The following is a 25255-nucleotide window of genomic DNA, read 5'->3' as shown; positions in this document are numbered from 1 at the left end:
CAGATTATAAGATTTTAATAATATGGCGATCAAAATCACCGATGAATGTATAAACTGCGGCGCTTGCGAGCCGGAGTGCCCAAATAACGCTATTTATGACGCAGGTGCTGCATGGCGTTTTTCTGATGGCACGGGCTTACGCGGTGTGATTGACTTTGGCGACGGTAATACCGTAAGCGCTGAAGAGTCACAGGCTGCCCTGTCTGATGATATTTACTACATTGTTCCGGATAAGTGTACCGAGTGCGTGGGTTTCCATGACGAGCCACAGTGTGCTGCTGTTTGCCCGGTAGACTGTTGCGTTGATGACGAAGATATCCGCGAAAGCAAAGAAGAGCTGCTTGCTAAAAAAGAGTGGCTTCACATGGGCGAATAAAGCTATTTTTCAGACTGAAGAAATGGAAGGGAACGGATAACGTTCCCTTTTTTTGTTTTATGCTCTTTTATAGTTCTATTTCCATCCGGACATCAGCCCGCGCATAGGGCGAAGGTTTCAGTGCCACATGCCTGAAGCCATATTTTACATATAAGTCTAGCGCTGCCGGTAATTTAGTGCTCGATCCCAGCCACAATCTATTCGCCCCCATTTCTTTTGCTCTCTTTAGAACGGCCTCCATTAGTTTAGTGCCGATCTTTTTTCCGCGGAATGGCGTAAGGATGCCCATTTTAGCCAGTTCATATTCGTGCTCACCGGTTTTAATGAGTGCGCAGGTGCCGACAATTTCATCATTGTATTTTGCAAACAGAATGTCGCCGCCGTTTGCTATAATTTCTTCAGGGTGCTCCAACTGCTCAATATCGTGCGGCTCAACTTTGAAATATTCGCTGATCCACTCCAGGTTGATGCTTTTAAAATACGGAGCTAAAGTGGCATTATATGGTATTATTTCAATGGTGTTCATCGTGTAAAAAGTTATGTTGCAAGTATAACGTTCGTTGGAATAATCTGATACATTTGAGTAAGAATTATGGAATACGGAATTTGTCATCTGGCTATCATCCCTATGCGGGCCGAACCAAGGGAACAGAGTGAAATGGTATCGCAACTGTTATTCGGCGAAACGTACGAGATACTGGAACGCACCGAGAAGTGGACGCGCATCATTACTACCTTAGATGGCTACGAGGGCTGGATCAGCTGGAACCAGGTAAAGAACTTACCCTCTGCCATAAATATCGAAGCAGATACGGAGTTGACCAACAGCGCCGTGACCGTAATTCAAAAGCAAAAAGATAACAGTACACTTTACCTGCCTTTTGGTTGTTCATTACCTAAGCATGCCGGAGATACCTTTGAAATAGCAGGGGAGCAGTACAGGCTTCATGGAATTATAGAACATAAACAAAGCCTGGTAAGCATGGCACGCTCGTTTTTGAACACGCCTTACCTTTGGGGCGGCCGGACGCATTTCGGTATCGACTGTTCGGGTTTTGTGCAGGCTATTTTCAGGCAGAAAGGGATATTGCTGAAGCGCGACGCGTACCTGCAGGCGGAGCAGGGCGAGCTGGTAGACTTCCTGCCCGAGGTGAAGGAAGGCGATCTTGCTTTTTTTGATAACGACGAAGGCCGGATTGTACACGTGGGTATGATGCTGAACAAGGAGCAGATTATCCATGCATCCGGAAAAGTGAAGATTGAAAAGTTAGACGACCATGGTATTTACTCGGAAGAGTTTAAGCGGTATACGCATAAGTTGAGGATTATAAAGCGGTACAGCCTCTCCCCAAACCCCTCTCCGAAAAGAGAGGGGCTTTAAAATGCTCCCTCCCACTGGGAGGGGTAGGGAGGGGTTCGTTATTTACCCCTTCCTTCTCCTTCCCGAGGGATGGAATCGCACGTGCTCTACTCTTGTTGTCAGCTCAACACTCTGTTAAAACTTAATGCCTAAGCCGTCTTGATTCGGTCGGCTTTTGAAGTTAAGATCTCGCCTACTGCTTCTTTGCCCTAAAACTCTCTATCCCAGCCTAACACCCTTTTATCATCGCTGACGGAAATTAGTTGGTTGTCGTTCCAGGTCAGTTTATTAACAGACAGCAGATGGCTGGGGTAGCCCTTTTCGCGGCTGATAATCTTATAAAGTCTAAAATCATCTACACCCCAGATCTTAATGCTTTTATCCATGCTTGCCGTAGCAAAGTATGGGCGGGTAGGGTGGAAGCAGATGTGGTTTACAGCAAATAAATGCGCAGGGATGTTTTTGATTAGCTGATGGCTGATGCTATCCCAAACTTTTACCTGGGCATCGCGCGCGCCGGAAATCAATAAACTGCCATCCGGAGAAAATGCTGTTGTAAATACCGCCATGGTATGGCCTGTCAATGTACCGGTATGACTAAAATCTTCCGCCTTGTAAACTCTTACGCTATGGTCGCGGCAGCCAAAAGCAATTTGTTGCTCGTCCGGAGAGATTGCAATAGAGCGGATCGTATCTACCGATACCACAAAGTGGTGCAGGAGCGAGAGTGTTTTTAAATCCCATACGGAAACGCTTCCATCTTCCGACGCCACTAACAATTCGCTTTTACTTTTGATGGTTTTTATATCAAATATGGGCTTGATATGATGCTGCAGCCTATGCGTAACCTTTTGTTCAATAAAGTCAAATACGATGACTTCGCCACTACGGGTACCCGCAATAAGATATGGAAAGCCTTCGGGGCAATGTAATGCGTATACCGAAGCATTTACGGGGAACATTACCTTGATAAAGGCTTTTTCAGGAATGCTCCATTCTACAACACCCCTGTCATTACCGGCAGTAAATAATATTCCCGGCTTCTGCGACAGTTCTGCACAAAAGATAGGGTTTTGGTGTCCGGTAAGTTCAAAAGATAGTGTAGCGTTCATGCCCCCTAACCCCCTGAAGGGGGAATGTTAAGTTAGTTTTTATTGGAATTAATAGCTTGGCTAGCTCCCCCTTCAGGGGGCTGGGGGGTATGCCTTCCCTCTAAATTCTTAGCTATCGTTTCCAACGATAAGCCTTTCTCTCGCAAAAGTACCAGCAGGTGGAACACCAGGTCGGAGGATTCGTTAATCAAGTCTGTCTCGGTTTCCGCCAGTGCTGCAATCACGGTTTCTACACCTTCTTCGCCAACTTTCTGTGCTATTTTGTTCAAACCTTTGTTGCGAAGTTTATTTACATAAGAGCCTTCAACCGGGTTCTCGTAACGGTCTCGGATAATATTCTCCAGTTCGAGGATGAAATTCTGATTGTAAGTGGTGTTAAAGCAGCTGCGCGAGCCGGTATGGCAGGTAGCACCTTTTGGATGAACCTTAATCAGGATGGTATCCTGATCGCAATCAATATGAATGCTTTTTACGTGCAGGAAGTTGCCGCTGGTTTCGCCTTTGGTCCAAAGGCGGTTTTTAGAGCGGGAGAAGAAGGTAACAACGTTTTCTTTTACCGTCTTTTCGTAGGCCTCGTGGTTCATATAGCCCAGCATCAGTACTTCCAAGGTCTGGTTATCCTGAATAACAACGGGTACCAATCCGCCGGTTTTATCAAAATCTATTTCCATTGATCTTTTGTAATCACATAAACTACCCCCGGTTTATCATCGCAATCTTGCTGATGGCTGAACTGCATTCCCAGCTTCTTCATCACGTTGATAGAAGCTGTATTTGGAACCATGGCGGTAGCTATAATTTTTTCCAAATGTAAGGTGTTGAAACCGTAGTTGAGGCATACAATTGAAGCTTCCGTAGCATAACCTTTACCCCAGTAGCGTTTATGCAGCCGATAACCTAAATCTACAAGTCCGTCTTCTGCATGATATTTTAGCCCGCACCAACCGATATATTCACCGGTAGTTTTCAGGAACATATTCAGACGACCCATTTGATATTTGCGATACTGGTCGTACCCGCGAATAAGTGCTAATGCTTCATCAATATCCTCGAACGGACCGTCGCCGGTATATTGTACTACTTCAGGATCGCTGTTTAGTTCCAGCATTCCAGCTGCGTCTTCCTCGCGCATTTCGCGCAGGATCAGTCGTTCGGTTTCCAGTTGAGGGTGCATTATCTTACATTGATAAGGTGCTTTCTTAGTTCTGATTTCAAATCCGGGATCAAGATTTCACCGTAATGAAATACAGACGCCGCTAGGGCCGCATCTACATTGGTTTGCTCAAATACATCAACAAAGTGCTGCATATTACCTGCACCGCCAGAAGCGATCACCGGAATGTTGACGGCATCATTCACCACCTTCAGCAAGGAATTATCGAAACCGGCCTTAGTACCATCATGATCCATCGAAGTAAGCAGTATTTCGCCCGCCCCGCGACTTTCAGCTTCTAAGATCCAGCTTAAAGTTTCCTTGTCCGTGGCGATACGGCCGCCATTCAGGTGTACGATGTTCTGATTAGCTATATGCCGGGTATCAACCGCCACGATTACAAACTGCACGCCGAATGCCTTTGCCAGGTCGTCTATCAACTGTGGATTTCTTACGGCTGCGGAATTGATAGAGATTTTATCTGCTCCGGCATTCAGCAAGGCATCAGCATCGCTGATTTCATTGATCCCACCACCAATGGTGAAGGGGATATTAATCTGCCGGGCAACAGCTTTCACCAGCTCTACCATGGTTTTGCGCCGCTCGTGCGTTGCTGTAATATCCAGGAAAACCAGCTCATCTGCACCCTGCTGCGAATAGTTCCAGGCCAGTTCCACGGGGTCGCCCGCATCGCGCAGGTCTACAAAGTTTACACCTTTTACCGTGCGGCCATCTTTCACGTCGAGGCAGGGAACAATGCGTTTGGCGAGGTTCCCTTGCCCCCTGAAGGGGGAATTTATGGTTTGTTGTAAATTTTCAAAAGGCATATGAATTATACCAGCTTGTCATTCCGAGCATCGCGAGGAATCTTCTTCATTTTATTCAGAAGAATGTCTCACTTCGTGGGGCGAACTATTAAATAATTTGATTTTTAGATTGCTTCGTTCCTCGCAATGACGCATTTAATGTCTTGGTTCTTGCTTCTTGAGTCTTGCTTCTAAAGTTAAATAGATACCAGTGCCTGCAGGTTCCAGTTCTTTACTTCTTCAATTGTAATTCTGCCTTCATAGATTGCTTTACCAACCACGCATGATTCTACCTTGATCTTGCTCAATTGCTCAATATCCTTCATAGAGCTTACGCCGCCCGATGCAATCAGCTTAATAAATGGCGAGTGTTCCAGCAATTTCTTATAAAGCTCGATACCTGCGCCGCCCAGCTTACCGTCTTTACCGATATCTGTACAAAGAAAGCGGAAGAAGCCCAGTTGCAAACACTTATCCACGTAGTCCATCAGTTTGATGGGTGAGCTTTCCATCCAGCCTGAATATTTGATTACCTCGTCCAGCACGTCAATAGCTACTACGATAGAATCAGAGCATTTTTCCTTACCGCAAAGTTCCTTGCTCAGGTCCTCCAGAAACGAAGGATTGGTGATGGCCTGGGTGCCTACAATAACACGGTGAACGCCTGCATCAATCAGTTCCTTAACTTTATCAATGCTGCGTACGCCACCGCCGTACTGTACCTTCATATCTGTTTTTTTAATCACGCTGAACAGGTACTCCTGGTTGCTGAAGTCGTTCTTTGCACCGTTAAGGTCTATCACGTGAATAAAGTTTGTACCGTTAGATTGGTAGCGCTCGATCATTTCTTCCAGTGTAACGTCATACTGCGTTACCTGCTCATAGTCGCCTTCGCGAAGACGTACCACCTTGCGGTTTAAAATGTCGATTGCAGGAATAATATACATGCCTTTAGATTTTTGTAAAGTTTTTAAGTAGGACTTCCCCGTATTCGCCTGATTTTTCAGGATGGAACTGTACTCCAAAGAAGTTGTCATGCCAAATTGATGCCGAAAAAGTGTTAATATAATCTGTTGAGGCTAAAGTATATGCCTCGTTAAACTCAATGAAATACGAATGTACAAAGTAAAAATGCGAACCGTGAGGGATATTTTCAAATAAAGGATTGTCTTTTTGCGAGAAAACCTTGTTCCACCCCGTGTGCGGTACTTTAAAACCTTCCGTTTCCGGGAATCTCAGCGTCTTTACCGGGATGATGTCCAGCAGATCGGCATTACCTTCTTCAGAGTAGGAGGTAAGCAACTGCATGCCGACGCAAACCCCGAGCGTTGGTTTCTTCAACGCTTTGATCTTAGGCACCAGTCCGGTTTCCTGTAGCTTTGCCATAGCAGCACCCGCATGACCTACGCCGGGTATGATATAACGGTCGAACTGTTCAAAGTCTGCTTCTTTATGGATCATGCCGTAAGCAAGCCCCAGACGGTCCAATGCCGAAGTAAGCGAGAAAATATTACCTGCGCCGTAGCGCACAATTCCAATGCCCCCCCCAGCCCCCTGAAGGGGGAGCTTTTCGCTTGAAACAGTTGGTAACGAAACTATTTCTTGTTTAATTTTATCTATCACGATTTCTGTTTCCACCAAAACCTCTTTGTTTGTAAAACGAACTGTTTTTATTCCCTCGCTTTGAAAGTAAGCTTCTTTTTCAATGTCGTTCTGCCTAACTTCTTGTAGGTTGTGTATGCTGCCGTCTACCTCTATAACTAACTTGTGTTGATAAGAATAAAAATCGGCAATATATGCACCAAGCGGGTGCTGCCTGCGAAATTTACAGCCTAATTGATTATTGCTTAGATATCCCCAAAGTAGCCTCTCAGCAGCAGTTGGATTATAACGCAGGTGTTTTGCGTTGTCGAAAACCATGCCGTTAGCCGCCAGGGATAATTTTTTGCTCATATTTAATTTAAACTCCCCCTTCAGGGGGGTAGGGGGGCTTATAGCACTCCCTTAGTGCTTGGTAAAACCATATTGTTAGCGTCTCTTCTTACAGCCATTTTAATGGCTTTGGCAAAAGCTTTAAAGATAGCTTCTATTTTGTGATGTTCGTTCTGGCCTTCCGCTTTAATGTTCAGGTTGCATTTTGCCGCGTCTGAAAAAGATTTAAAGAAATGGTAGAACATCTCTGTCGGCATTTCGCCTATCTTTTCGCGTTTAAATTCGGCATCCCACATCAGCCAGTTGCGGCCACCAAAATCTATGGATACCTGCGCCAGGCAATCGTCCATCGGCAGGCAGAAACCGTAACGCTCAATGCCCCGTTTATCGCCTAAAGCTGTTGCAAAAACTTCGCCCAGGGCAATGCCGGTATCCTCAATGGTATGGTGCTCGTCGATGTGGAGGTCTCCTTTAGCATCAACGGTCAGGTCGATACTGCCGTGACGGGCAATCTGATCCAGCATATGGTCGAAGAAATGCACACCGGTACTGATCTTAGCGTCGCCTTTGCCGTCCAGGTTAATTTTGATGTAGATATCGGTCTCTTTAGTGGTACGGCGGTGCTCCACTTCGCGCTCACCCAGTTTCAAGAACTCGTAAATGCGCTGCCAGTCAGTGGTTTCCAAGGCGATGGATCCTTTTACCGATTCGTTTTCTTCTGATGTAAATTCGCTTCCACCTAAGTTAGACTGATTATTTAACCAGATTGACTTACAACCCAGATTTTTAGCCAGTAACACATCATTTTTACGGTCACCGATTACATAAGAATTGGCCAAATCATACTTAGACCGGTCGAAATAGGCGGTTAGCATGCCTATGCCAGGCTTACGCGTAGGGGCATTATCTGCCGGAAACGTTTTATCGATATGCTGGGCAGAGAAGATAACCCCTTCATTGGCAAAGGTTTTAATGATCAGCTCGTGCACTGGCCAAAAGTTCTCTTCGGGGTGACTAACTGTACCCAAACCGTCCTGGTTGCTGACCATCACCAGTTCAAAGTCTAACTCTGCTGCAATTTTGGGCAGATACTGTAAAGCCTTCGGGTAAAACTCCAGTTTGTGGAACGAATCAATCTGCTGGTCGGCCGGTTCAGTAATCAGCGTTCCGTCGCGATCGATAAATAGTATTCTTTTTAACACGCTCATTTATAAAGCTGTAAAGTTTCTAATAATTTCTGATTTTCTTCTGGTGTGCCGATGGTAATGCGCAGAGAACCTTCGCAAAGATCTACTTTTGAACGGTCGCGCACGATGATTCCATGCTCAACCAGGAAGTTATAAATACCTTTTGCATCAGTGGTTTTTACCAAAATAAAGTTGGCATCGGAAGGGTAAATATCTAAAACGAATGGTAAATGCTTTAGCTGAAGTACCAGTTTATCCCGTTCGGCTAAAAGCTCTTTTATCCAAACGTTTACCAGGTCTATATTTTGTAAAGCTTGAAGCGCTAATTGTTGTGAAGCCTCGTTGATGTTGTACGGTGGTTTCACCTTGTTCATCACCTCGATGATCTCTTCGCTGGCGAACGCCATACCTACGCGCAGGCCCGCAAGGCCCCACGCTTTAGATAACGTTTGCAACACTACCAGGTTTGCATATTCTGTTAATTCCTGGATAAAGCTTTTCTGACGGCTGAAGTTAATGTAAGCCTCATCTACTACCACAAGTCCGTTAAAGTTAGCCAGTAAGGTTTCGATATCCTCGCGGTTGATAGAATTACCGGTAGGATTATTGGGCGAACAGATGAAGATCAGTTTGGTGTTTTTATCTATCGCTTCGGCAATACCTTCCAGGTTCAGCTGATACTCGGGGGTAAGAGTAACCTTACGGGTTTGTATATCATTAATATTTGCCGAAACTTCGTACATGCCGTAGGTTGGCGGCACCAGGATCACGTTATCAACCCCGGGGTTACAAAAACTGCGGAATAAAATATCAATTGCTTCATCGCTGCCGTTACCCAAAAAGATGTTACGTGGCGGCACACCTTTAATCTCGCTTAGGCGTTTCTTTACCTGGTATTGCAACGGATCGGGGTAGCGGTTATATTGCTGCTCTAATGGAGATCCAAATGCATTTTCGTTGGCATCCAGGTATACACTGGCTTCACCTTTAAACTCGTCACGGGCGGATGAGTAAGGCACCAGGTTTTTTATGTTTGGTCGAAGTATGTTTTGTAAATCGAACATGGTTTTTTGTTGTACGTCATTGCGAGGAGGAACGACGAAGCAATCTTTTTAGTGGGGATTGCTTCTCCGCCTGCGGCGTATCGCAATGACGTTAGTTAATAAGTTAAACGTCTTGTCTCTTGATTCTTGCCTCTCTCTTTATGCCAGCCTCACCGTTACGGCATTCTTATGCGCATGTAGGCCTTCCAGTTCGGCGAGTATTTCTACTGCCGGGCCGATATTTTGAATACCCTGCTGCGTCAAATGCTGGAAGGTGATCTTCTTCACGAAAGAATCAACCGAAACACCCGAATAAGCCCTTGCAAAGGCGCTAGTAGGCAAGGTATGATTTGTGCCCGAGGCATAGTCTCCTGCGCTTTCAGGTGTCAGGTTTCCCAGGAACACCGATCCTGCATTGATAATATCGTCGGTAATTAACGACCAGTCTTGTGTAGCTAAAATCAGGTGCTCTGGTGCATAGGCATTACTGAACGTCATTGCTTCTTTCAAATCTGCAACAATAACAGCATAGGAATTTTCAATAGCTTTTCCGGCGATCTCTGCTCGTGGCAATACGGCCAATTGCTTGTCCAGCTCTTGCTGTACACCCTTAAGTAGGTCGGCAGAGGTTGTCACTAACACTGCCTGGCTGTCAATGCCGTGTTCGGCTTGGGCCAGCAGATCGGCAGCAACATAAACCGGGTTGGCTGTATGATCTGCAATTACCAGCACTTCAGACGGACCGGCAGGCATATCGATAGCGGTACCGGTAGTGGATTGAATGATGGTTTTAGCTTTAGTGACGAACTGATTACCCGGACCAAAGATCTTATCGACTTTGGTGATGGTTTCAGTACCATAAGCCATAGCTGCTACAGCTTGTGCACCACCGGCAAGGTATATTTTATCAATATCGAGCAGTTGCGCCACATAAGCTATAAAGGCGTTTACCTTCCCGCTTTTCTGCGGAGGCGAGCATACTACGATTTCTTTGCAACCAGCCAGCCTTGCGGGTACGCCCAGCATCAAAAAAGTGCTCGGTAACACCGCGGTACCACCCGGGATATAAAGCCCAACTTTTTCAATGGGGCGTAGTTCGCGCCAGCAGGTAACACCCGGCATGGTTTCTACTTTCCCTTCGGTTTTTAACTGCGATTGGTGGAACTTATAGATATTTTGATAAGCAAGTTGTAGGGCTTCCTTTTGTTCGGGTAGTAAATGATCTGCCAGTTCGGCAATCTCGGCTTGGTCCAGGTAGAGTTTTTCTAACTGCACCTTGTCGAACTTTTCAGCATAATCCAGCAATGCTTTATCCCCATAGGTGATCACATTGCTGATCACTTCTTCCACCACAGCCCTGATCTCGTTAGCCGGATCTACATTGCGCTTCACCAGTTGCTGTAGGTCTTCGGCGCTTAAATCTGAGTAATTATAGGTCTTTAACATATCACCTCTCCCTAAATCCCTCTTCAGAAAAGAGGGTGTTTTATTTATTATGATCCTTCCCCCTTCAAGGGGGATAAGGGGGTGTTACAATATGATCTTTTCTATCGGCATTACCACAATGCCCTGGGCGCCTGCTTGTTTTAACAAGGTGATACGTGCCCAAAAATCACGCTCCGGAATAACAGTATGTACAGCTACCCAGCCCTCATCGGCTAATGGCACTACAGTCGGGCTTTTAACGCCAGGCAATAGCTTCAATATTTCATCCAGGTTTTTGCGCTCTATGTTCAGTACCACGTACTTGGTTTCTTTTGCGCGAAGTACAGATTGCACACGCTGGATCAATTCCTGGATCAGGTCTTCATTTTCCGAACCTTTACGGCCGATCAGTACCGCCTCTGACGACATTACATCAGCAAATGGCTTCAGTCCGTTGCTTTTTAAGGTACCGCCGGTAGAAACCAAATCGCAGATAGCATCGCTAAGGCCTAAGCCTGGTGATATTTCCACCGACCCTGAAATGGTACGGATATCAGCAGTGATGCCATTATCCTTTAAAAATTTGCCTAAGATAACCGGGTAGGTAGTGGCGATAGATTTACCGTTAAGCTCTTTCACATCCTCAATGTTGCTGGTGTTTTGCACCGCAATCTTAAGGGAACATTTGCCAAAACCCAGACGCTGCAAATAAGCTACGTCTACTTCCGTCTCCTGGATCACGTTTTCGCCTACAATACCCAGATCGGCAATGCCATCCTGTACGTATTCAGGAATATCGTCATCACGAAGGAAAAGTATTTCAAGAGGGAAATTAGAGACAGGAGAGATAAGGGAACTTTTATAATTCTCGAAGTTGAGTCCGCAATTCTTCAGCAGATCAACAGATTTTTCGTTGAGCCGACCCGATTTCTGGATCGCTATTTTCAGTGTTTTCAAAATGGAATGTTATTAAACTATAATTAAACGGAGGGTTCATATTTCACGTAGAAACATACATCATATTATCGCCACAGGGGGCGATGGTGCAGATGGAGATGATGTAGTGTGAAAACCTTCATTTTTTATTATAGCTTACCGTTGGTGAGCGATGCAAATATAGACAGTTATTTAAAAAATCAAAGTAAAATTTAGAATCAAGAAACAAGAATCAAGAACAGGATATAGAACCAAGAGACAAGAGTCAAAAATCAAGACCATCTTCAGTTTTTGTCATCCAGAGCGTAGCGATGGATCTGTACATTAATATATTAAATAACCTCGCATGATAGGTGATCGCCAACAGAAAAGAGTTGCGAAGAAGTATTAGTTTTGCAAACTAAAGCGCAAAGCATTCGTGGGCGACAGTATTAAAACTAAAATTTCTTATTTCTCAGAAGATGTTATCAGAGGCATTACCCTGCCCGAACGTTTTACATTCCCCTTTTTTTACGAACCCCACGCCTTAACTAAAATAGCTGCCGCCGAATTACAACATTACCTTGAAGCGCAAGCCAGGCTAGACCATAATTTTGGTTTGGATGAAGAACAGGAAGGGATCGCTATTGGGAAAATGTTCGGGGTTTTAGTGGTGAAGGACCGGGAGGGGAGAGTCGGCTATCTTTCGGCTTTTTCGGGCAAGCTGGCTAATTCTAACGATCATCCGCAGTTTGTGCCCCCGGTTTTTGATATGCTGGTGGAGAATAGCTTCTTTCTGAAAGAGCAGGAGGTGATCAATGCTGTTAATGCGGCAGTAAACCAGATAGCCGCAGACGAAAACTACATTCGGTTGAAATCGGATCTCGAACGGCTGACCACCCAATCGCAACAGGAAATAACCGACTTCAAGAAGCTTTTAAAAAGCAATAAAGAAGACCGGAAAAAGTTACGGGAAGAAAAAAGAAAGGTACTGAATGAACTGGAGTATGCCGAGTATGAAGCTTACCTGATTAAACATAGCCTGCATGATAAACATCAGTTGAATATTCTTACCAATAAATGGAAGCGGGTGTTAGATGGTATTCAATCTGAATTGGCTGGTTTTGAATCTGAAATAGAAGCATTAAAACAGCAACGCAGAGAGCGTTCTGCTGCTTTGCAACAGCAATTGTTTGAGCAATATGTATTCCTGAACAAATACGGAAACACCAAAAGCCTGCACGAGATATTCAGCGCTACTATTTACGAAAAACCTCCATCAGCAGCAGGCGAATGTGCAACTCCCAAGCTTTTGCAATATGCTTTTGCTAATGGGTACCAGCCTTTAGCCATGGCCGAATTTTGGTGGGGCGCCTCGCCGAAATCTGAAATAAGAAAACATAAACAGTTCTACCCGGCCTGTACGGGCAAGTGTAAACCCATACTGGCCCACATGCTGGAGGGGATGCCGGTGGATGAAGACCCGTTTTTGCATAATCCAGGGGAACGCGCCAATCTGGATATTATTTATGAGGATGATTGCTTTGCCGTGGTTAATAAACCCGCCGGACTGCTCTCTGTCCCTGGCGTGAACATCCATGATTCTGTTTATAGCAGGCTGAAAGTTAGATGGGAAACTATCGAACCGTTAATTATTCATCGCCTGGATATGGGCACCTCGGGTTTGTTGGTGGTGGCTAAAACACCCGAAGCGCATAAGAATATTCAACGTCAATTCTTAAAACGAACCGTTAGCAAACGTTATACGGCATTGCTTTCTAAGGCAATACCGGGAACAGAGGGCGAGATCAGCCTGCCGTTGCGGGGCGACTTTTATAATCGCCCGCGGCAATTGGTTTGCTTTGAACACGGGAAGAAAAGTATTACCCGATGGAAGGTAATACAACAGCAGGACGGCTTGACCCGTATAAACTTCTGGCCGCTTACCGGCAGGACACATCAGCTTCGTGTACATTCGGCACATGAAATGGGGCTGAATGCACCTATTGTGGGTGACGACCTTTACGGAACTTCAGCTGATCGCCTGCACCTTCATGCGGCTTACCTGGAGTTTCTTCACCCGAAAACCAATGAGAAAATCAGTTTTGAGGTGGTTGAAGATTTTTAAAATCTGATATTGCGTTTTGTATTGAGACTACCGGGCAACGGTTAGCTTGCTTTTTATGCCGTTAGCAATAAACCAACCGCCTATTATTTTGCCGCTTTTATCCCTTACAAATTCCATCTGGCGGTCTGTTCCATCCGTATAAAAAAGCTTATTGTTTGATTCTGCTTTTAACAGCAGATCGGGACTGCCCGCAGTAGTTCTGTACAATTTGCCATCTTTATAAATAATGGTAATCATTGCGTTTTTAACAGGTAAATGCCTTTCAAACGTGCCGGCAAAGCTGTTTAACGTTTCAGATTTAAGCGTTACCTCATGGTGAATATAGGGCGGGATTACCTCCTTATTGAACATTATCGCAGTGACGGCAGAAGCTAGGGCTGTTACATTCGATTCGTTATTAGACAGGATAATAACGGTAATATCCTGATCTACGTATCGCGTTAAAATAGTTCTGTAGCCGATCCAGCTTCCGCTATGGCTAATAAGTTTTCCATACTGGTCTGTCGCGGTAAATACCCCATAACCATAGTAAGCTTTATTAACGGTGTCCATCAGTGATTGGTCTGCAAACATTTCTGCCTGTAAAGGCGCGCTGATTAACCGGTGGTTTTTTAACGCGCGGTCCCATATTAACAGGTCGCCAGTGGTAGAATTAACTACGCCATCGCCAGCGATACCATCCAGGTAGTAAACCACGTCGTACTTTTTCAGGCTATCAGGCAATACGTATCTTTTCAGGCTGTCTTCATATACATAACCATAAGCATAATTGCTGATGGTGTCTTTTTTTGAACGCCGGGTATTATAAATACGGCTGCGGTCCATTTGTAAAGGCTTAAAAATATGTTGCCGCATAAACGTACTTAATGTTTGCCCCGATACCTTTTCTATAATGCTGGCAAGTAAAGCGTATCCAGTGTTAGAGTATTCGAACCGTGTGCCCGGTTTAAACTTTGCCGGTATTTTCTCAGCAGCCAGAAAGGCGATCATATCCTTGTTGAAGGCGATTTTTTGATGATCCCACTTGGGCTCCATTGCATCCATATAATCAGGAAGGCCGGCAGTATGGGTAAGCAAATGTTTGATGGTAACGCCTTCGTAAGGTAGTTCCGGGAAGAAATGCCGAAGACTGTCTTCTAGTTTTAGTTTTCCCTGCTCTTTCAGGATCAGGATGCCCATCCCAGTAAATTGCTTGGAGAGCGATGCCAGTTCAAACACCGTGTTGTTATTTAACAGTTGTTTTGTAGAATAATTACGGTATCCGAAAGCTTTCTGATAAATTACTTTACCCGCTTTTGCTACCAAAATATTCCCATTGAAATGGTTCACGTTTACATTGGCTTCCATTAATTGGTTAAGCTTAGCCTGGTAATTGTTTTGGGCAAATGTTGTAAGTGGTAGAAGTAGTAAGAGTAGCAGTTTTTTCATGGCAAGGTGTACTGAGGTTACGCCATAAAAATAGGGTTTTTATCTGTTCGCCAACTAACAACTATCTGCTATATTCATAAACCCCGCCGTCCTCAAACTCCTGGATTTTTTTTAATTGGTGACGCTGCCGGATATCCTGCAGGGGGATGAGTTCTTTATCATACAGGTCATTAAACCAAATGAGGTAATAATGCGGCTGGTTGTAGAAACGTTCTACGTCTTTCTTAAAGTATTGGTGAGGTACCAGTTTGGTGCCTGTTTGTCCGCTGAAGAAATAAACGGCATCATAGGCATCGGAGTAGATAGGGGTGGTAGTGCTGAAAAATTGAGGGTGTTTGCGCAGCCAGTCTACCAGGGCCGATTCTTTCCAGGTATCGTCCGTATAGCCAGGGTTACCGTAATCAAACTGGTCGTCGTAACGCTGGTAATCTATTTTATATAGTTTAATGCCGATGGTAATTGCAAGCAGTAAGCCTAGAGGGTATACACCATATTTAAAGTATACTTTTTTCTGAGGAACCCAAATCACCACCCAGCATGTGAGTCCCCATAATAAAGGTATATATATAGGTGCCAGCAAGCGGTCGTTAATTTGCTCGTAACGCGAAAAGGTAGACGAAAGGACGATGAATAGCCCATATACCAAACCAAAAGTGAGTGCAGTGATGAGATAATGATGTAACCTGCGGACAAAAAAATGGTACGCTATTCCGATAACCAGTACCATGGTTAAGAGCCAGGCAATAACAATTGCCGTAGTGGAATTACTAAGTTCGATACCTGCCCATTTGGTAACCACCGTACCAAACAGGGCCATGTTCTGATTAAAACCTGTGATAGAGGCTTCGCGCGGACCGGTAAGTTGCCCGGTAACCAGGTGATTGCGGACAAGGTTAGCAACAAGCAGGGAAATAGCGATCAAACCGAACGTAAGGATAGGCTTCCACTTATCCTTAAATTTTACTCCGGGTTCCAGCAGCAAGATTAAGCCACCCGCGCCAATCAATGTTACCGCCGCATAGCGGGTAATACAGCCGATTGCCGCTACTAAAGCAGCAATTATTAGCCATTGGGTATTTCTTTGTTTTAGATATTGCCCAAATGCCAGGATAAAAACCATGGCCTGGAAGATGAACAACGTTTCGGACCATAAATAACTATATACCTGTAAAAAAGCTGGGTTCAGAATAATGGCCGCAAGTATCACCCATTTATATAGCCATTTACCGGGTGCAAATCTTTGGGTGATCCAACCGGCCATAAAAGTAACTCCCGCGAATAATAACATGTCAATCGCAGCGCCTGCTATAATAGGGTCTTTACCGCTTAGCCAATAACAGATAGCCAGAAAAGTAGGGTAGAAGATGGGGAAGTCGACAATAGGCCTGCCCGTGAAAGTGTAGAACCTCCCGCTATTATGAATGTTTCGTGCCGTACTGGTATACATTACCGAATCTGGCGAAACACCAATGCCGTTATACTTGGTAAACAACCATACGGCAACCATTGCTGCAATTGCAAACAATAAAGTGTCAATATGTTGCAGATAACGGCTTGCTTTCATAGTTAGTCTATCAGGTTCAGCACATCGGCAATCGGTTGGTCGCTATCAATTAGGATACCTTTAACGCCGGCAGCAGTCCCCGCTTCCACGTCGCGTTCGCGGTCGCCAATAAAATAAGACTTTGACGGGTCAATGTCGTATTGCGCAATCGCCTTTAATAATAGTCCTGGTTTTGGTTTACGGCAATCGCAATCGCCTGTAAAGTTAGGGTGATGCGGGCAGTAGAAGATGTCTGTAAACTCCACACCGTTTTCCTTGTATAAGGCTTTCAGATGTGCGTGCATCCCGGCAAGTTGCTCTTCAGAGTACCAACCTTTGGCAATACCTCCCTGGTTTGTTGCTACTATTAATAGGTAACCCCTTTCCTGCAGCTCTTTTAAAACTTCAAAATTATGGGGCAAAACATGAAAATCTTCAATTTTGCAAACATAATCACCCATCTCTTTGTTAAGCACGCCGTCTCTATCTAAAAAAACTGCCTTATTTTTTCCTGTCATGTGTTATTGATAAAAGATTACAAAGGTAATTTAATGCAATAATTATGGGTCTTGATTATTATAATTTTATTAATACATATCATATTTTAAAAATTTCTAATAATCTCTACCTCTTGTGTAGCCTATTTTAAGGGTATTGCAAAAATATTTAAGACATTCAGATTTTTTCACAAATTCAGTAACTTCGTTATTATACCCATTTAAAAAAAGGTTCTTTTTCAATGGAATTAACTGATAGCCCCCAGGGCCTTTACCGGCCTGAATTTGAACACGACTCCTGCGGAACAGGATTCATTGCTAACATCAACGGACAAAAAACTAACCAGATTGTTCGTGATGCACTTACTATTTTAGAGAACATGGAGCACCGCGGTGCTTGCGGATGCGACCCGGAAAGCGGTGATGGCGCAGGTATCCTGATCCAGTTGCCACACGAATTCCTGATGGAAGAGTGTTCTAACCTGGAAATGAGTTTACCTCAGCCCGGCGAATATGGTGTCGGGATGATGTTCTTCCCAAAAGATTCGGTACAGAAGAAAGCCTGCCGTAACATTATCAGCTATGCAGTTGAAAAGCTTGGCTTGCAATTATTAGGTTACCGCAAGGTACCGGTTGATAATACGGTGATTGGTGAAACTGCCCGCCAGGCAGAGCCGGATGTAGAGCAGGTATTTGTACTGCGTCCGCATAATCTCACTAATACCGATGTATTCGAACGTAAGTTGTATGTACTGCGCCGTTACATTAACAAAACGGTTAATGAAACCATACCGCAGGCAGGAGAGTATTTTTATTTTACTTCGTTCTCTTGCAAAACCATTATCTATAAAGGCCAGCTGACTACTTACCAGCTGCGCAAGTACTTTACAGATCTGACAGATGAACGCGTGGTATCTGGCCTGGCCATGATCCACTCACGTTTTTCTACCAATACTTTCCCTTCGTGGAAATTGGCACAGCCTTTCCGCCTGATCGCTCACAATGGCGAGATCAACACGCTGACAGGTAACCTCAACTGGTTCTATTCCGGCGTAAACTCGTTGGCATCCCAGTATTTCACTAAAGAAGAAATGGAAATGCTGTTGCCGGTGATTGATAATAACCAGTCAGACTCGGCTTGTCTGGATAATATCATCGAGATCCTGCTTCACTCCGGCCGCTCATTACCACACGTAATGATGATGCTGATTCCCGAAGCTTGGGACGGCAACGAACAAATGGACCCGATCAAGAAAGCTTTCTACGAATACCATGCTACCTTAATGGAGCCCTGGGATGGCCCCGCAGCCATCAGCTTTACTGATGGTAAACGCGTAGGAGCCGTATTGGATAGAAACGGCCTGCGCCCATTACGTTATGTGATCACCAATGACGGTCGGGTAATTGCCGCTTCTGAAGCAGGTGTATTAACGATTGACGAAAGCAGTGTGATCAGTAAAGGTCGTCTGCAACCCGGTAAGATGTTGTTGATCGATACCGAAAAAGGGCAGATCATTAAAGACGAGGAAATTAAACAACAGATAGCTTCGCAACAGCCATACGGCCGCTGGCTGGAAAACTACCAAATTCACCTGGAAGAGCTGGCAGAACCGCGTTTGGCGTTCGCTTCTTTATCTTCTGATTCTGTATTCCGTTACCAGCAGGTATTCGGTTACAGCCGCGAAGATATTGATGTGATCATCAAACCGATGGCTATCGACGGTAAAGAGCCGGTAGGCTCTATGGGTACTGATGTGCCTTTAGCCGTTCTTTCTGATAAGCCGCAGCATTTATCCAGCTATTTCAAACAGTTTTTTGCGCAGGTAACCAACCCGCCGATCGACCCGATCCGTGAGCGTTTGGTGATGAGCCTGGCTACCTTTATTGGTAACAACGGCAACCTGCTCGACGAAGATAAAATGCATTGCCATTGCGTGAAGCTGAAACACCCAATCCTGACAAACCAGGAATTAGAAAAGCTGCGCAGTATAGATACCGGTTTGTTCCACGCTAAAACGCTGCAAACCTATTTTAAGGCAGACGGGCAACCGGGTTCGTTACAAAAAGGTATTGAGCGCCTTTGCCGTTATGCCGAAGATGCGGTGGAAGATGGTTTCGAGGTATTGATCCTTTCAGACCGTGCCATCGACTCAGAGCATGCACCAATTCCTTCATTGTTAGCGGTATCTGCTGTTCACCACCACCTGATTAAAAAAGGTTGCCGTGGTGCGGTAGGTTTGGTAGCAGAGATTGGCGATGCCTGGGAAGTACATCACTTTGCTACTTTATTAGCATTTGGTGCAAGCGCCATCAACCCTTACTTAGCACTATCAACCATTGAAAGCCTGAAACAGAGCGGCCAGATGGAAACAGATTTACCTGTTGAAAAACTGACCTATAACTTTGTAAAAGCAGTTTGCGATGGCTTGTTGAAGATATTCTCAAAAATGGGTATCTCTACCCTGCAGTCTTATCATGGGTCGCAGGTATTTGAAATCCTTGGTATCAATAAAGCAGTTGTAGATAAGTATTTCACCGGCGCAGTTACTCGTATCGAAGGCCTTGGCCTTGACGAAATTGCGCGTGAAGCTTTGGGTAAGCACCGCATGGGCTTCAACCATTCTAAAGGCGAAACCCGTTTACTGCCAGAAGGTGGTATCTACCAGTGGAAACGCCGTGGTGAAGCACACTTGTTTAATCCGCAAACGGTTCACCTGTTGCAGCATGCCACCCGCATGAATGATTTCCAGGTGTACAAGAACTATGCAAAGCTAATTAACGAGCAAACCGAAAAGCATTTTACCATCCGTGGCTTGTTAGATTTTACCCATCACCGCGAAGCTATTTCGCTGGACGAGGTAGAGTCGGCAGAAAGCATCATGAAGCGTTTTGCTACTGGTGCCATGTCATTCGGTTCTATTTCACACGAGGCGCATAGCACATTGGCTATCGCCATGAACCGTATCGGCGCGAAAAGTAATACCGGCGAAGGTGGTGAAGACGAAATGCGCTACCAGTTGCTGCCAAATGGCGATTCGATGCGTTCGGCTATTAAACAGATCGCATCTGCACGTTTCGGGGTTACTTCTAACTACCTGACCAACGCAGACGAATTACAGATTAAAATGGCGCAAGGCGCTAAACCTGGTGAAGGTGGTCAGTTGCCAGGCCATAAGGTGGACGATTGGATTGCAAAAACCCGTCACTCTACTCCAGGCGTAGGTTTAATCTCGCCGCCGCCGCACCACGATATTTATTCCATCGAGGATTTGGCCCAGCTGATCTTCGACCTGAAGAATGCTAACCGTGCTGCCCGTATCAACGTGAAGCTGGTTTCTAAAGCCGGTGTTGGTACCATTGCTGCTGGTGTGGCTAAAGCACACGCGGATGTGATCCTGATTGCCGGTTATGACGGTGGTACAGGTGCATCGCCGATCAGCTCTATCAAACACGCAGGTTTACCGTGGGAGTTAGGCCTGGCCGAAGCTCATCAAACATTGGTTCGCAATAAACTGCGCAGCCGTGTAGTATTGCAGGCAGACGGCCAGATGAAAACCGGGCGCGACCTGGTGATTGCCGCCCTGATGGGTGCCGAAGAATGGGGTGTAGCTACTGCGGCTTTGGTTGCAGGCGGTTGTATCATGATGCGTAAATGTCACCTGAATACCTGCCCTGTAGGGGTAGCTACACAGGATCCTGAATTGCGTAAGCTGTTCAGCGGTAAGCCGGAGCATATTGTGAACCTGTTCCGCTTCCTGGCCGAAGATATGCGCGAAATTATGGCCGAATTAGGCTTCCGTACCGTAAACGAAATGGTAGGCCGGGTTCAGTTCTTAAGAGTAAGAGACAATATCCAAAGCTGGAAGGCTAAGAAAGTAGATCTTTCCGGTATTCTTCACCCGGTAACTAATGCTAAAGGTTCTACACTTTATAACAGCGAAAAGCAAGATCACGGCATAGATGCTATTCTTGACTGGCAACTGATCGAAGCTGCGCAACCTGCGCTGGAAGACCGTACGCCGGTGTTTGCTAACTTCGAGGTTAAAAATACAGACCGTACTATCGGTACCATGCTTTCGAACGAAATTTCTAAGAAATATGGTTCAGCGGGTCTGCCGGATAATACCATTAACGTGAAGTTTAAAGGTTCGGCAGGTCAAAGCTTTGGTGCTTTCACTACCAAGGGCGTATTCTTTGAACTGGAAGGCGAAGCGAACGATTATGTAGGTAAAGGTTTGTCCGGTGCTCAACTGGCCATTTATCCTTCAGCCAACGCGAAGTTCACTCCGGAGAATAACATCATCATCGGTAACGTAGCCATGTATGGCGCAACATCCGGCGAACTGTTTGTACGGGGTATGGCTGGCGAGCGTTTTGCCGTGCGTAACTCTGGTGCGACTGCTGTAGTAGAAGGTACCGGCGACCATGGTTGCGAGTACATGACCGGTGGCCGTGCGCTGATTCTGGGTAAAACAGGCCGCAACTTTGCCGCAGGTATGAGCGGTGGTATCGCCTGGGTTTACGACGTAGACGGAACATTTGCTGATAACTGCAACGCGGAGATGGTTGACCTGGATCCGTTGTCTAAAGCAGACGAGGAGCAGATCATCAACCTGCTTAAAAAGCACGTTAACTTGACGAATAGCGAGGTAGCTCGTCAACTGTTAGGTAACTGGAGCGCTGCGGTATCAAAATTTGTGAAAGTGTTCCCGAAAGAGTATAAAAGAGTGTTACAAGAAAAAGAATTTCAAGCTGTAAGCTAAAAGATATGGGAAAGCCTACCGGATTTCAGGAGTTTAACAGAGAGCTTCCTGCTAAAGTATCGCCCGAAGAAAGGGTTAAAAATTATAACGAGTTTGTTGGCCTGTATACTGCTGAAAAGCTGAACCAGCAATCTGCCCGCTGCATGAACTGCGGCATTCCGTTCTGTCATTCAGGTTGCCCGCTGGGTAACATCATCCCCGAGTTTAATGATGCGGTTTACCGTAAAAACTGGGAAGAGGCGTACGAGATCTTATCTTCTACCAACAACTTCCCCGAATTTACCGGCCGTATTTGCCCCGCACCTTGCGAATCTGCGTGTGTGCTGGGTATCAATAAGCCTGCGGTAGCGATCGAAGAGATTGAAAAACACATCATCGAGATTGCATACGAGCGTAAGCTGGTACAGCCGATGGCTCCGCTGGTGAAAACCGGCAAAACGGTAGCTGTTGTAGGCTCTGGCCCTGCGGGTTTGGCTGCGGCTGCACAATTAAGCAAGGCGGGACATTCTGTTACCGTTTACGAACGTGACGATCGCCCGGGAGGGTTGCTGCGCTATGGTATCCCTGATTTCAAACTGGAAAAATGGGTGATTGACCGTCGCATCCAGGTGATGGAAGCTGAAGGGGTACAGTTCATCTGCAATACCGAAGTTGGTAAGGATATTTCATCTGAAGAGCTGGTGCGTAAATACGACGCTGTTGTATTGGCTGGTGGCTCTACTATTCCGCGTAATTTGCCTATCCCCGGCCGTGAATTGAAAGGGGTTTATTTTGCGATGGAATTCCTGAAGCAGCAAAACAAGCGCGTAAGCAATACGCCGTTTGATGCCGAAGATATCCTGGTGACCGGTAAAGATGTGGTAGTGATTGGCGGTGGCGATACCGGGTCTGACTGTGTAGGTACATCCAACCGTCAGGGTGCGAAATCTATCCGTCAGTTTGAAGTGATGATGCGCCCGCCGGAGTCGCGTACTACGGCAATGCCATGGCCTACTTATCCGATGGTTTTAAAAACAAGTTCTTCGCATGAAGAGGGTTGCGAGCGCCATTGGGGTATCAATACGAAAGAGTTTTTAGGCGACGAAAATGGTAATTTGCGTGCGCTTAAAGTGACAGATGTAGTTTGGGAAACAGACTTCTTAGGTCGCCCGATTAAGTTTTCAGAAGTTGAAGGTTCAGAACGCGAATTGCCTTGTCAGCGCGTATTCCTGGCTATGGGCTTTGTGCATCCGCAGCACATTGGTATGTTAGAGCAACTGGGTGTAGAGCTTGACGAACGCAAGAACGTAAAAGCTAAAGAAGGTGCATTCCGTACCAATGTGAGCAAAGTATTTGCTTGCGGCGATATGCGTCGTGGACAGTCGCTGGTAGTTTGGGCCATATCAGAAGGCCGCGAAGCTGCCCGCAAAGTAGATGAATTTTTAATGGGCCATACTTTGCTGGAAAGCAAGGAAGCCGTTAACTTCTACGAACAAGCTTTTTAACCAATTATAACTCCATATGAGTAGCCCCGGCAAGTCTTTGTCCGGGGCTTTTTTGCGCGTTGTGACATTGCGTTTACAGTAAAAGTAAGCCAAAGTAAAATCGTGCAAGTGTTGCCTACTTTTGTATAAGTCTACCGGTTTGGGGTACGATAACTTTGTCTCAACATTTAATCATTAAAACAATGTCAAAGACAATTTTCATCTCAGGTGCTTCTCGCGGATTTGGTAAAATTTGGGCAGAAGCCTTTTTAAAACGTGGCGACCAGGTTATTGCAACTGCAAGAAATACAGAAACACTAAACGATTTGGTAGAAAAATACGGGAACAATGTTCTGCCTATTCAATTAGATGTGAACGACAGAGCTGCCGATTTTGCGGCCGTTAAAAAAGCAAAAGACCATTTTGGCAAAATAGATGTACTGATCAATAATGCGGGTTACGGGCTCTTCGGTGCGATAGAAGAAACCAGTGAACAGGAAGCGCGTAACCAGATCGAAACGAATGTATTCGGTCTGCTGTGGCTTACCCAGGCGGTACTGCCGGTAATGAGAGCACAAGGCCACGGTCATATTATTCAGGTATCAAGCGTATTAGGTGTAGTCACTCTACCGGTATTAGGTATCTACAACGCTACTAAATTCGCCGTTGAGGGTTTAAGCGAAACCCTGGCTTCAGAGGTAAAAGATTTCGGTATCAACGTTACCTTGGTTGAACCTAACGGTTTTTCAACTGATTGGGCAGGCGCTTCTTCAGCCCAGGTACAAAACCCGCTGCCTGCTTATGATGGTGTCAAAGCAGCATTTCAGGCTGGCTTAACAGATGACTCATTCGGTAAGCCTGAAGCAACAACTGCCGCAATTATTAAATTGGTGGATAGTGAAAATCCTCCGTTACGTTTACCTTTGGGTAAAGTTGCACTGCCATTTATAAAACAGGTTTATGCGCAACGCATGAAAGAGTGGGACGAATGGAACGAGGTTTCCACAGCAGCCCATGGTTTTTAATTTGCTGTTTAAATAGTGTTTGATGGCAATACCTGCACTTTAACCAGTGCAGGTATTGTATTATATTTAATCTGTTATGAAGCATTATAAAAGTATCATTTCACTTCACCGCGAGAACGGCTTTAACCTGCCTGAAAACCCGCTATTGAGCTTACACCGTTGCAACCAGCAGTGCAGTATAGGCGACCGCGAGTTTACGACTGATTTTTATATGATCGGCTTTAAGAAGCTGAAGTCGGGCGTGATTAAGTACGGACGGACCAAATATGATCATGAAAACGGTTCGATGTCTTTTGTAAAGCCGCGTCAGGTGATCGAGTTCAAAGACCTGCATTTTGATGAAGATGGTTTCTTGATCTTTTTGCACGAAGACTTACTGAACGGACATTTCTTACATGACGAGGTTAAGAAATATAGCTTTTTCGACTACGAGGTGAACGAAGCCTTACACCTTTCGCCAAGTGAAGAGTCGACGATGTGGGAATTGTATCACCAGATTGAGCAGGAATACCATAACAACCCCGACGAATACAGCAAGGATATTATGCTTGGGCATGTAGCTACCATTCTGAAGTATGCGCAGCGCTTCTACAAACGCCAGTTTATGAACCGTGCTACGGTTACCGGTAATACCGTTTCTAAATTTAACCAGGTGTTGAATGACTATTTCAGCAGGGGATACCTGCAAACAAAAGGCTTGCCTTCTGTTCACGCCATTGCGGATGAATTAAATCTTTCGGGTAGGTACCTGTCCGATCTGTTGAAGCAGGAGACAGGCAAAACGGCGATAGACTTGATCCATATTGCTTTGATCTCTGAAGCGAAGAATATGCTTACAGGTTCAGATTATCGCGTATCTGAAATTGCTTATAATCTGGGTTTTGAAAATCTGCCGTATTTCTCCCGCTTGTTTAAGCGAGAAGTAGGGGTAAGCCCCAATGAGTTTAAGAAGCAGTTGGTGAATTGATTGTAATGCAAGTCATCCTGAAAAATGTCACCCTGAGCTTGTCGAAGGGTGTTCAGAATCTTTCTGCACTAAAAAAGGCAGATGTTTCGCAAATCAGCACTACATATTAATAATTTTCGAAGTTGTAAATGT

Annotated in this window: 21 protein-coding genes and 1 pseudogene; 7 read left to right on the top strand and 15 right to left on the bottom strand. The window is 45.3% G+C overall.

Annotation, left to right across the window (positions count from 1 at the left end; genetic code table 11):
• Window positions 1–22 precede the first annotated feature (22 nt).
• Window positions 23–376 (top strand): 4Fe-4S dicluster domain-containing protein, encoded by a 354-nt coding sequence (locus MUY27_RS09150; RefSeq protein WP_245129704.1) that lies wholly within the window; start codon window positions 23–25, stop codon window positions 374–376.
• Between the two features lie 67 nt (window positions 377–443).
• Here MUY27_RS09150 and MUY27_RS09145 read toward each other — a convergent pair whose 3' ends face one another.
• Window positions 444–902, bottom strand: a complete 459-nt coding sequence (locus MUY27_RS09145) for a GNAT family N-acetyltransferase (protein WP_245129703.1) — start codon at window positions 900–902, stop codon at window positions 444–446.
• Window positions 903–968: 66 nt separating this feature from the next.
• Here MUY27_RS09145 and MUY27_RS09140 point away from each other — a divergent pair, with 66 nt between their 5' ends.
• Window positions 969–1757 carry a C40 family peptidase gene (locus MUY27_RS09140; RefSeq protein ID WP_245129702.1) on the top strand — a complete coding sequence of 263 codons (789 nt, stop codon included), beginning with the start codon at window positions 969–971 and terminating at the stop codon, window positions 1755–1757.
• A gap of 188 nt (window positions 1758–1945) precedes the next feature.
• On the opposite strand, the gene MUY27_RS09135 is transcribed toward MUY27_RS09140, so the two are convergent.
• From MUY27_RS09135 to hisG, 11 genes and pseudogenes are all read right to left on the bottom strand, one after another.
• Window positions 1946–2848, bottom strand: coding sequence for a WD40 repeat domain-containing protein (locus MUY27_RS09135; RefSeq protein WP_245129701.1), 903 nt, complete (start codon window positions 2846–2848; stop codon window positions 1946–1948).
• Between the two features lie 32 nt (window positions 2849–2880).
• Entirely contained in the window at window positions 2881–3519 is a 639-nt protein-coding gene (gene hisIE, locus MUY27_RS09130; protein ID WP_245129700.1) for a bifunctional phosphoribosyl-AMP cyclohydrolase/phosphoribosyl-ATP diphosphatase HisIE, read from the bottom strand.
• Window positions 3510–4022: a GNAT family N-acetyltransferase gene (locus MUY27_RS09125; RefSeq protein WP_245129699.1), complete on the bottom strand. Its 513-nt coding sequence runs from the start codon at window positions 4020–4022 to the stop codon at window positions 3510–3512. The genes hisIE and MUY27_RS09125 overlap by 10 nt, the downstream gene beginning before the upstream one ends.
• Window positions 4022–4828 (bottom strand): imidazole glycerol phosphate synthase subunit HisF, encoded by an 807-nt coding sequence (hisF, locus tag MUY27_RS09120; protein WP_245129698.1) that lies wholly within the window; start codon window positions 4826–4828, stop codon window positions 4022–4024. Before hisF ends, MUY27_RS09125 begins: the two co-directional genes overlap by 1 nt.
• 176 nt (window positions 4829–5004) lie before the next feature.
• Window positions 5005–5754, bottom strand: coding sequence for a 1-(5-phosphoribosyl)-5-[(5-phosphoribosylamino)methylideneamino]imidazole-4-carboxamide isomerase (locus MUY27_RS09115; RefSeq protein WP_245129697.1), 750 nt, complete (start codon window positions 5752–5754; stop codon window positions 5005–5007).
• A 4-nt stretch (window positions 5755–5758) separates the two neighbouring features.
• Window positions 5759–6346 carry an imidazole glycerol phosphate synthase subunit HisH gene (hisH, locus tag MUY27_RS09110; RefSeq protein ID WP_245129776.1) on the bottom strand — a complete coding sequence of 196 codons (588 nt, stop codon included), beginning with the start codon at window positions 6344–6346 and terminating at the stop codon, window positions 5759–5761.
• A gap of 69 nt (window positions 6347–6415) precedes the next feature.
• A pseudogene (locus MUY27_RS09105) lies at window positions 6416–6727 on the bottom strand (endonuclease domain-containing protein); the annotation flags it as partial.
• Window positions 6728–6798: 71 nt separating this feature from the next.
• Window positions 6799–7947, bottom strand: coding sequence for a bifunctional histidinol-phosphatase/imidazoleglycerol-phosphate dehydratase HisB (gene hisB, locus MUY27_RS09100; protein WP_245129696.1), 1149 nt, complete (start codon window positions 7945–7947; stop codon window positions 6799–6801).
• Window positions 7944–8990: a histidinol-phosphate transaminase gene (gene hisC / locus MUY27_RS09095; protein ID WP_245129695.1), complete on the bottom strand. Its 1047-nt coding sequence runs from the start codon at window positions 8988–8990 to the stop codon at window positions 7944–7946. The genes hisB and hisC overlap by 4 nt, the downstream gene beginning before the upstream one ends.
• A gap of 138 nt (window positions 8991–9128) precedes the next feature.
• Window positions 9129–10415 (bottom strand): histidinol dehydrogenase, encoded by a 1287-nt coding sequence (gene hisD / locus MUY27_RS09090; protein ID WP_245129694.1) that lies wholly within the window; start codon window positions 10413–10415, stop codon window positions 9129–9131.
• Window positions 10416–10499: 84 nt separating this feature from the next.
• The gene (gene hisG, locus MUY27_RS09085; protein ID WP_245129693.1) at window positions 10500–11351 is read right to left on the bottom strand and encodes an ATP phosphoribosyltransferase; all 852 of its coding nucleotides are present in this window, start codon (window positions 11349–11351) and stop codon (window positions 10500–10502) included.
• 397 nt (window positions 11352–11748) lie between these two features.
• Between hisG and MUY27_RS09080 the strand changes: the two genes are divergently transcribed.
• Window positions 11749–13437, top strand: coding sequence for an RluA family pseudouridine synthase (locus MUY27_RS09080; RefSeq protein ID WP_245129692.1), 1689 nt, complete (start codon window positions 11749–11751; stop codon window positions 13435–13437).
• 27 nt (window positions 13438–13464) lie between these two features.
• Here MUY27_RS09080 and MUY27_RS09075 read toward each other — a convergent pair whose 3' ends face one another.
• The 3 genes from MUY27_RS09075 to MUY27_RS09065 form a co-directional block, all read right to left on the bottom strand.
• Window positions 13465–14865: a serine hydrolase domain-containing protein gene (locus MUY27_RS09075; RefSeq protein ID WP_245129691.1), complete on the bottom strand. Its 1401-nt coding sequence runs from the start codon at window positions 14863–14865 to the stop codon at window positions 13465–13467.
• A gap of 61 nt (window positions 14866–14926) precedes the next feature.
• On the bottom strand, window positions 14927–16429 hold the full coding sequence (locus MUY27_RS09070) for a glycosyltransferase family protein (RefSeq protein WP_245129690.1): 1503 nt from the start codon (window positions 16427–16429) through the stop codon (window positions 14927–14929).
• Between the two features lie 2 nt (window positions 16430–16431).
• Complete coding sequence (locus MUY27_RS09065; RefSeq protein ID WP_245129689.1) at window positions 16432–16926, bottom strand: D-glycero-alpha-D-manno-heptose-1,7-bisphosphate 7-phosphatase; 495 nt, start codon at window positions 16924–16926, stop codon at window positions 16432–16434.
• A 221-nt stretch (window positions 16927–17147) separates the two neighbouring features.
• Here MUY27_RS09065 and gltB point away from each other — a divergent pair, with 221 nt between their 5' ends.
• From gltB to MUY27_RS09045, 4 genes are all read left to right on the top strand, one after another.
• On the top strand, window positions 17148–21668 hold the full coding sequence (gene gltB, locus MUY27_RS09060) for a glutamate synthase large subunit (protein WP_245129688.1): 4521 nt from the start codon (window positions 17148–17150) through the stop codon (window positions 21666–21668).
• Window positions 21669–21673: 5 nt separating this feature from the next.
• Window positions 21674–23152: a glutamate synthase subunit beta gene (locus tag MUY27_RS09055; RefSeq protein WP_245129687.1), complete on the top strand. Its 1479-nt coding sequence runs from the start codon at window positions 21674–21676 to the stop codon at window positions 23150–23152.
• A 182-nt stretch (window positions 23153–23334) separates the two neighbouring features.
• A complete protein-coding gene (locus MUY27_RS09050) occupies window positions 23335–24156 on the top strand; it encodes an SDR family oxidoreductase (RefSeq protein WP_245129686.1) in 822 nt (273 codons plus the stop codon).
• Window positions 24157–24232: 76 nt separating this feature from the next.
• Complete coding sequence (locus tag MUY27_RS09045; RefSeq protein ID WP_245129685.1) at window positions 24233–25123, top strand: helix-turn-helix domain-containing protein; 891 nt, start codon at window positions 24233–24235, stop codon at window positions 25121–25123.
• Window positions 25124–25255: the final 132 nt, after the last annotated feature.

Origin of the sequence: Mucilaginibacter straminoryzae (genome assembly GCF_022953055.1) — a bacterium.
In the GTDB taxonomy this organism is placed as follows: domain Bacteria; phylum Bacteroidota; class Bacteroidia; order Sphingobacteriales; family Sphingobacteriaceae; genus Mucilaginibacter; species Mucilaginibacter straminoryzae.
This window is presented reverse-complemented; position numbering and strand designations above follow the sequence as displayed.

Excerpts from the sequence above, each read along its gene's own strand:
- MUY27_RS09150 (WP_245129704.1), top strand. The coding sequence starts at position 23 with ATGGCGATCAAAATCACCGATGAATGTATAAACTGCGGCGCTTGCGAG.
- MUY27_RS09140 (WP_245129702.1), top strand. The coding sequence starts at position 969 with ATGGAATACGGAATTTGTCATCTGGCTATCATCCCTATGCGGGCCGAA.
- MUY27_RS09070 (WP_245129690.1), bottom strand. The coding sequence starts at position 16,429 with ATGAAAGCAAGCCGTTATCTGCAACATATTGACACTTTATTGTTTGCA.
- hisF (WP_245129698.1), bottom strand. The coding sequence starts at position 4,828 with ATGCCTTTTGAAAATTTACAACAAACCATAAATTCCCCCTTCAGGGGG.
- MUY27_RS09055 (WP_245129687.1), top strand. The coding sequence starts at position 21,674 with ATGGGAAAGCCTACCGGATTTCAGGAGTTTAACAGAGAGCTTCCTGCT.
- MUY27_RS09135 (WP_245129701.1), bottom strand. The coding sequence starts at position 2,848 with ATGAACGCTACACTATCTTTTGAACTTACCGGACACCAAAACCCTATC.
- MUY27_RS09065 (WP_245129689.1), bottom strand. The coding sequence starts at position 16,926 with ATGACAGGAAAAAATAAGGCAGTTTTTTTAGATAGAGACGGCGTGCTT.
- hisB (WP_245129696.1), bottom strand. The coding sequence starts at position 7,947 with ATGAGCGTGTTAAAAAGAATACTATTTATCGATCGCGACGGAACGCTG.
- MUY27_RS09075 (WP_245129691.1), bottom strand. The coding sequence starts at position 14,865 with ATGAAAAAACTGCTACTCTTACTACTTCTACCACTTACAACATTTGCC.
- hisD (WP_245129694.1), bottom strand. The coding sequence starts at position 10,415 with ATGTTAAAGACCTATAATTACTCAGATTTAAGCGCCGAAGACCTACAG.
- hisIE (WP_245129700.1), bottom strand. The coding sequence starts at position 3,519 with ATGGAAATAGATTTTGATAAAACCGGCGGATTGGTACCCGTTGTTATT.
- hisC (WP_245129695.1), bottom strand. The coding sequence starts at position 8,990 with ATGTTCGATTTACAAAACATACTTCGACCAAACATAAAAAACCTGGTG.
- MUY27_RS09125 (WP_245129699.1), bottom strand. The coding sequence starts at position 4,022 with ATGCACCCTCAACTGGAAACCGAACGACTGATCCTGCGCGAAATGCGC.
- MUY27_RS09045 (WP_245129685.1), top strand. The coding sequence starts at position 24,233 with ATGAAGCATTATAAAAGTATCATTTCACTTCACCGCGAGAACGGCTTT.
- gltB (WP_245129688.1), top strand. The coding sequence starts at position 17,148 with ATGGAATTAACTGATAGCCCCCAGGGCCTTTACCGGCCTGAATTTGAA.
- MUY27_RS09050 (WP_245129686.1), top strand. The coding sequence starts at position 23,335 with ATGTCAAAGACAATTTTCATCTCAGGTGCTTCTCGCGGATTTGGTAAA.
- MUY27_RS09115 (WP_245129697.1), bottom strand. The coding sequence starts at position 5,754 with ATGTATATTATTCCTGCAATCGACATTTTAAACCGCAAGGTGGTACGT.
- MUY27_RS09145 (WP_245129703.1), bottom strand. The coding sequence starts at position 902 with ATGAACACCATTGAAATAATACCATATAATGCCACTTTAGCTCCGTAT.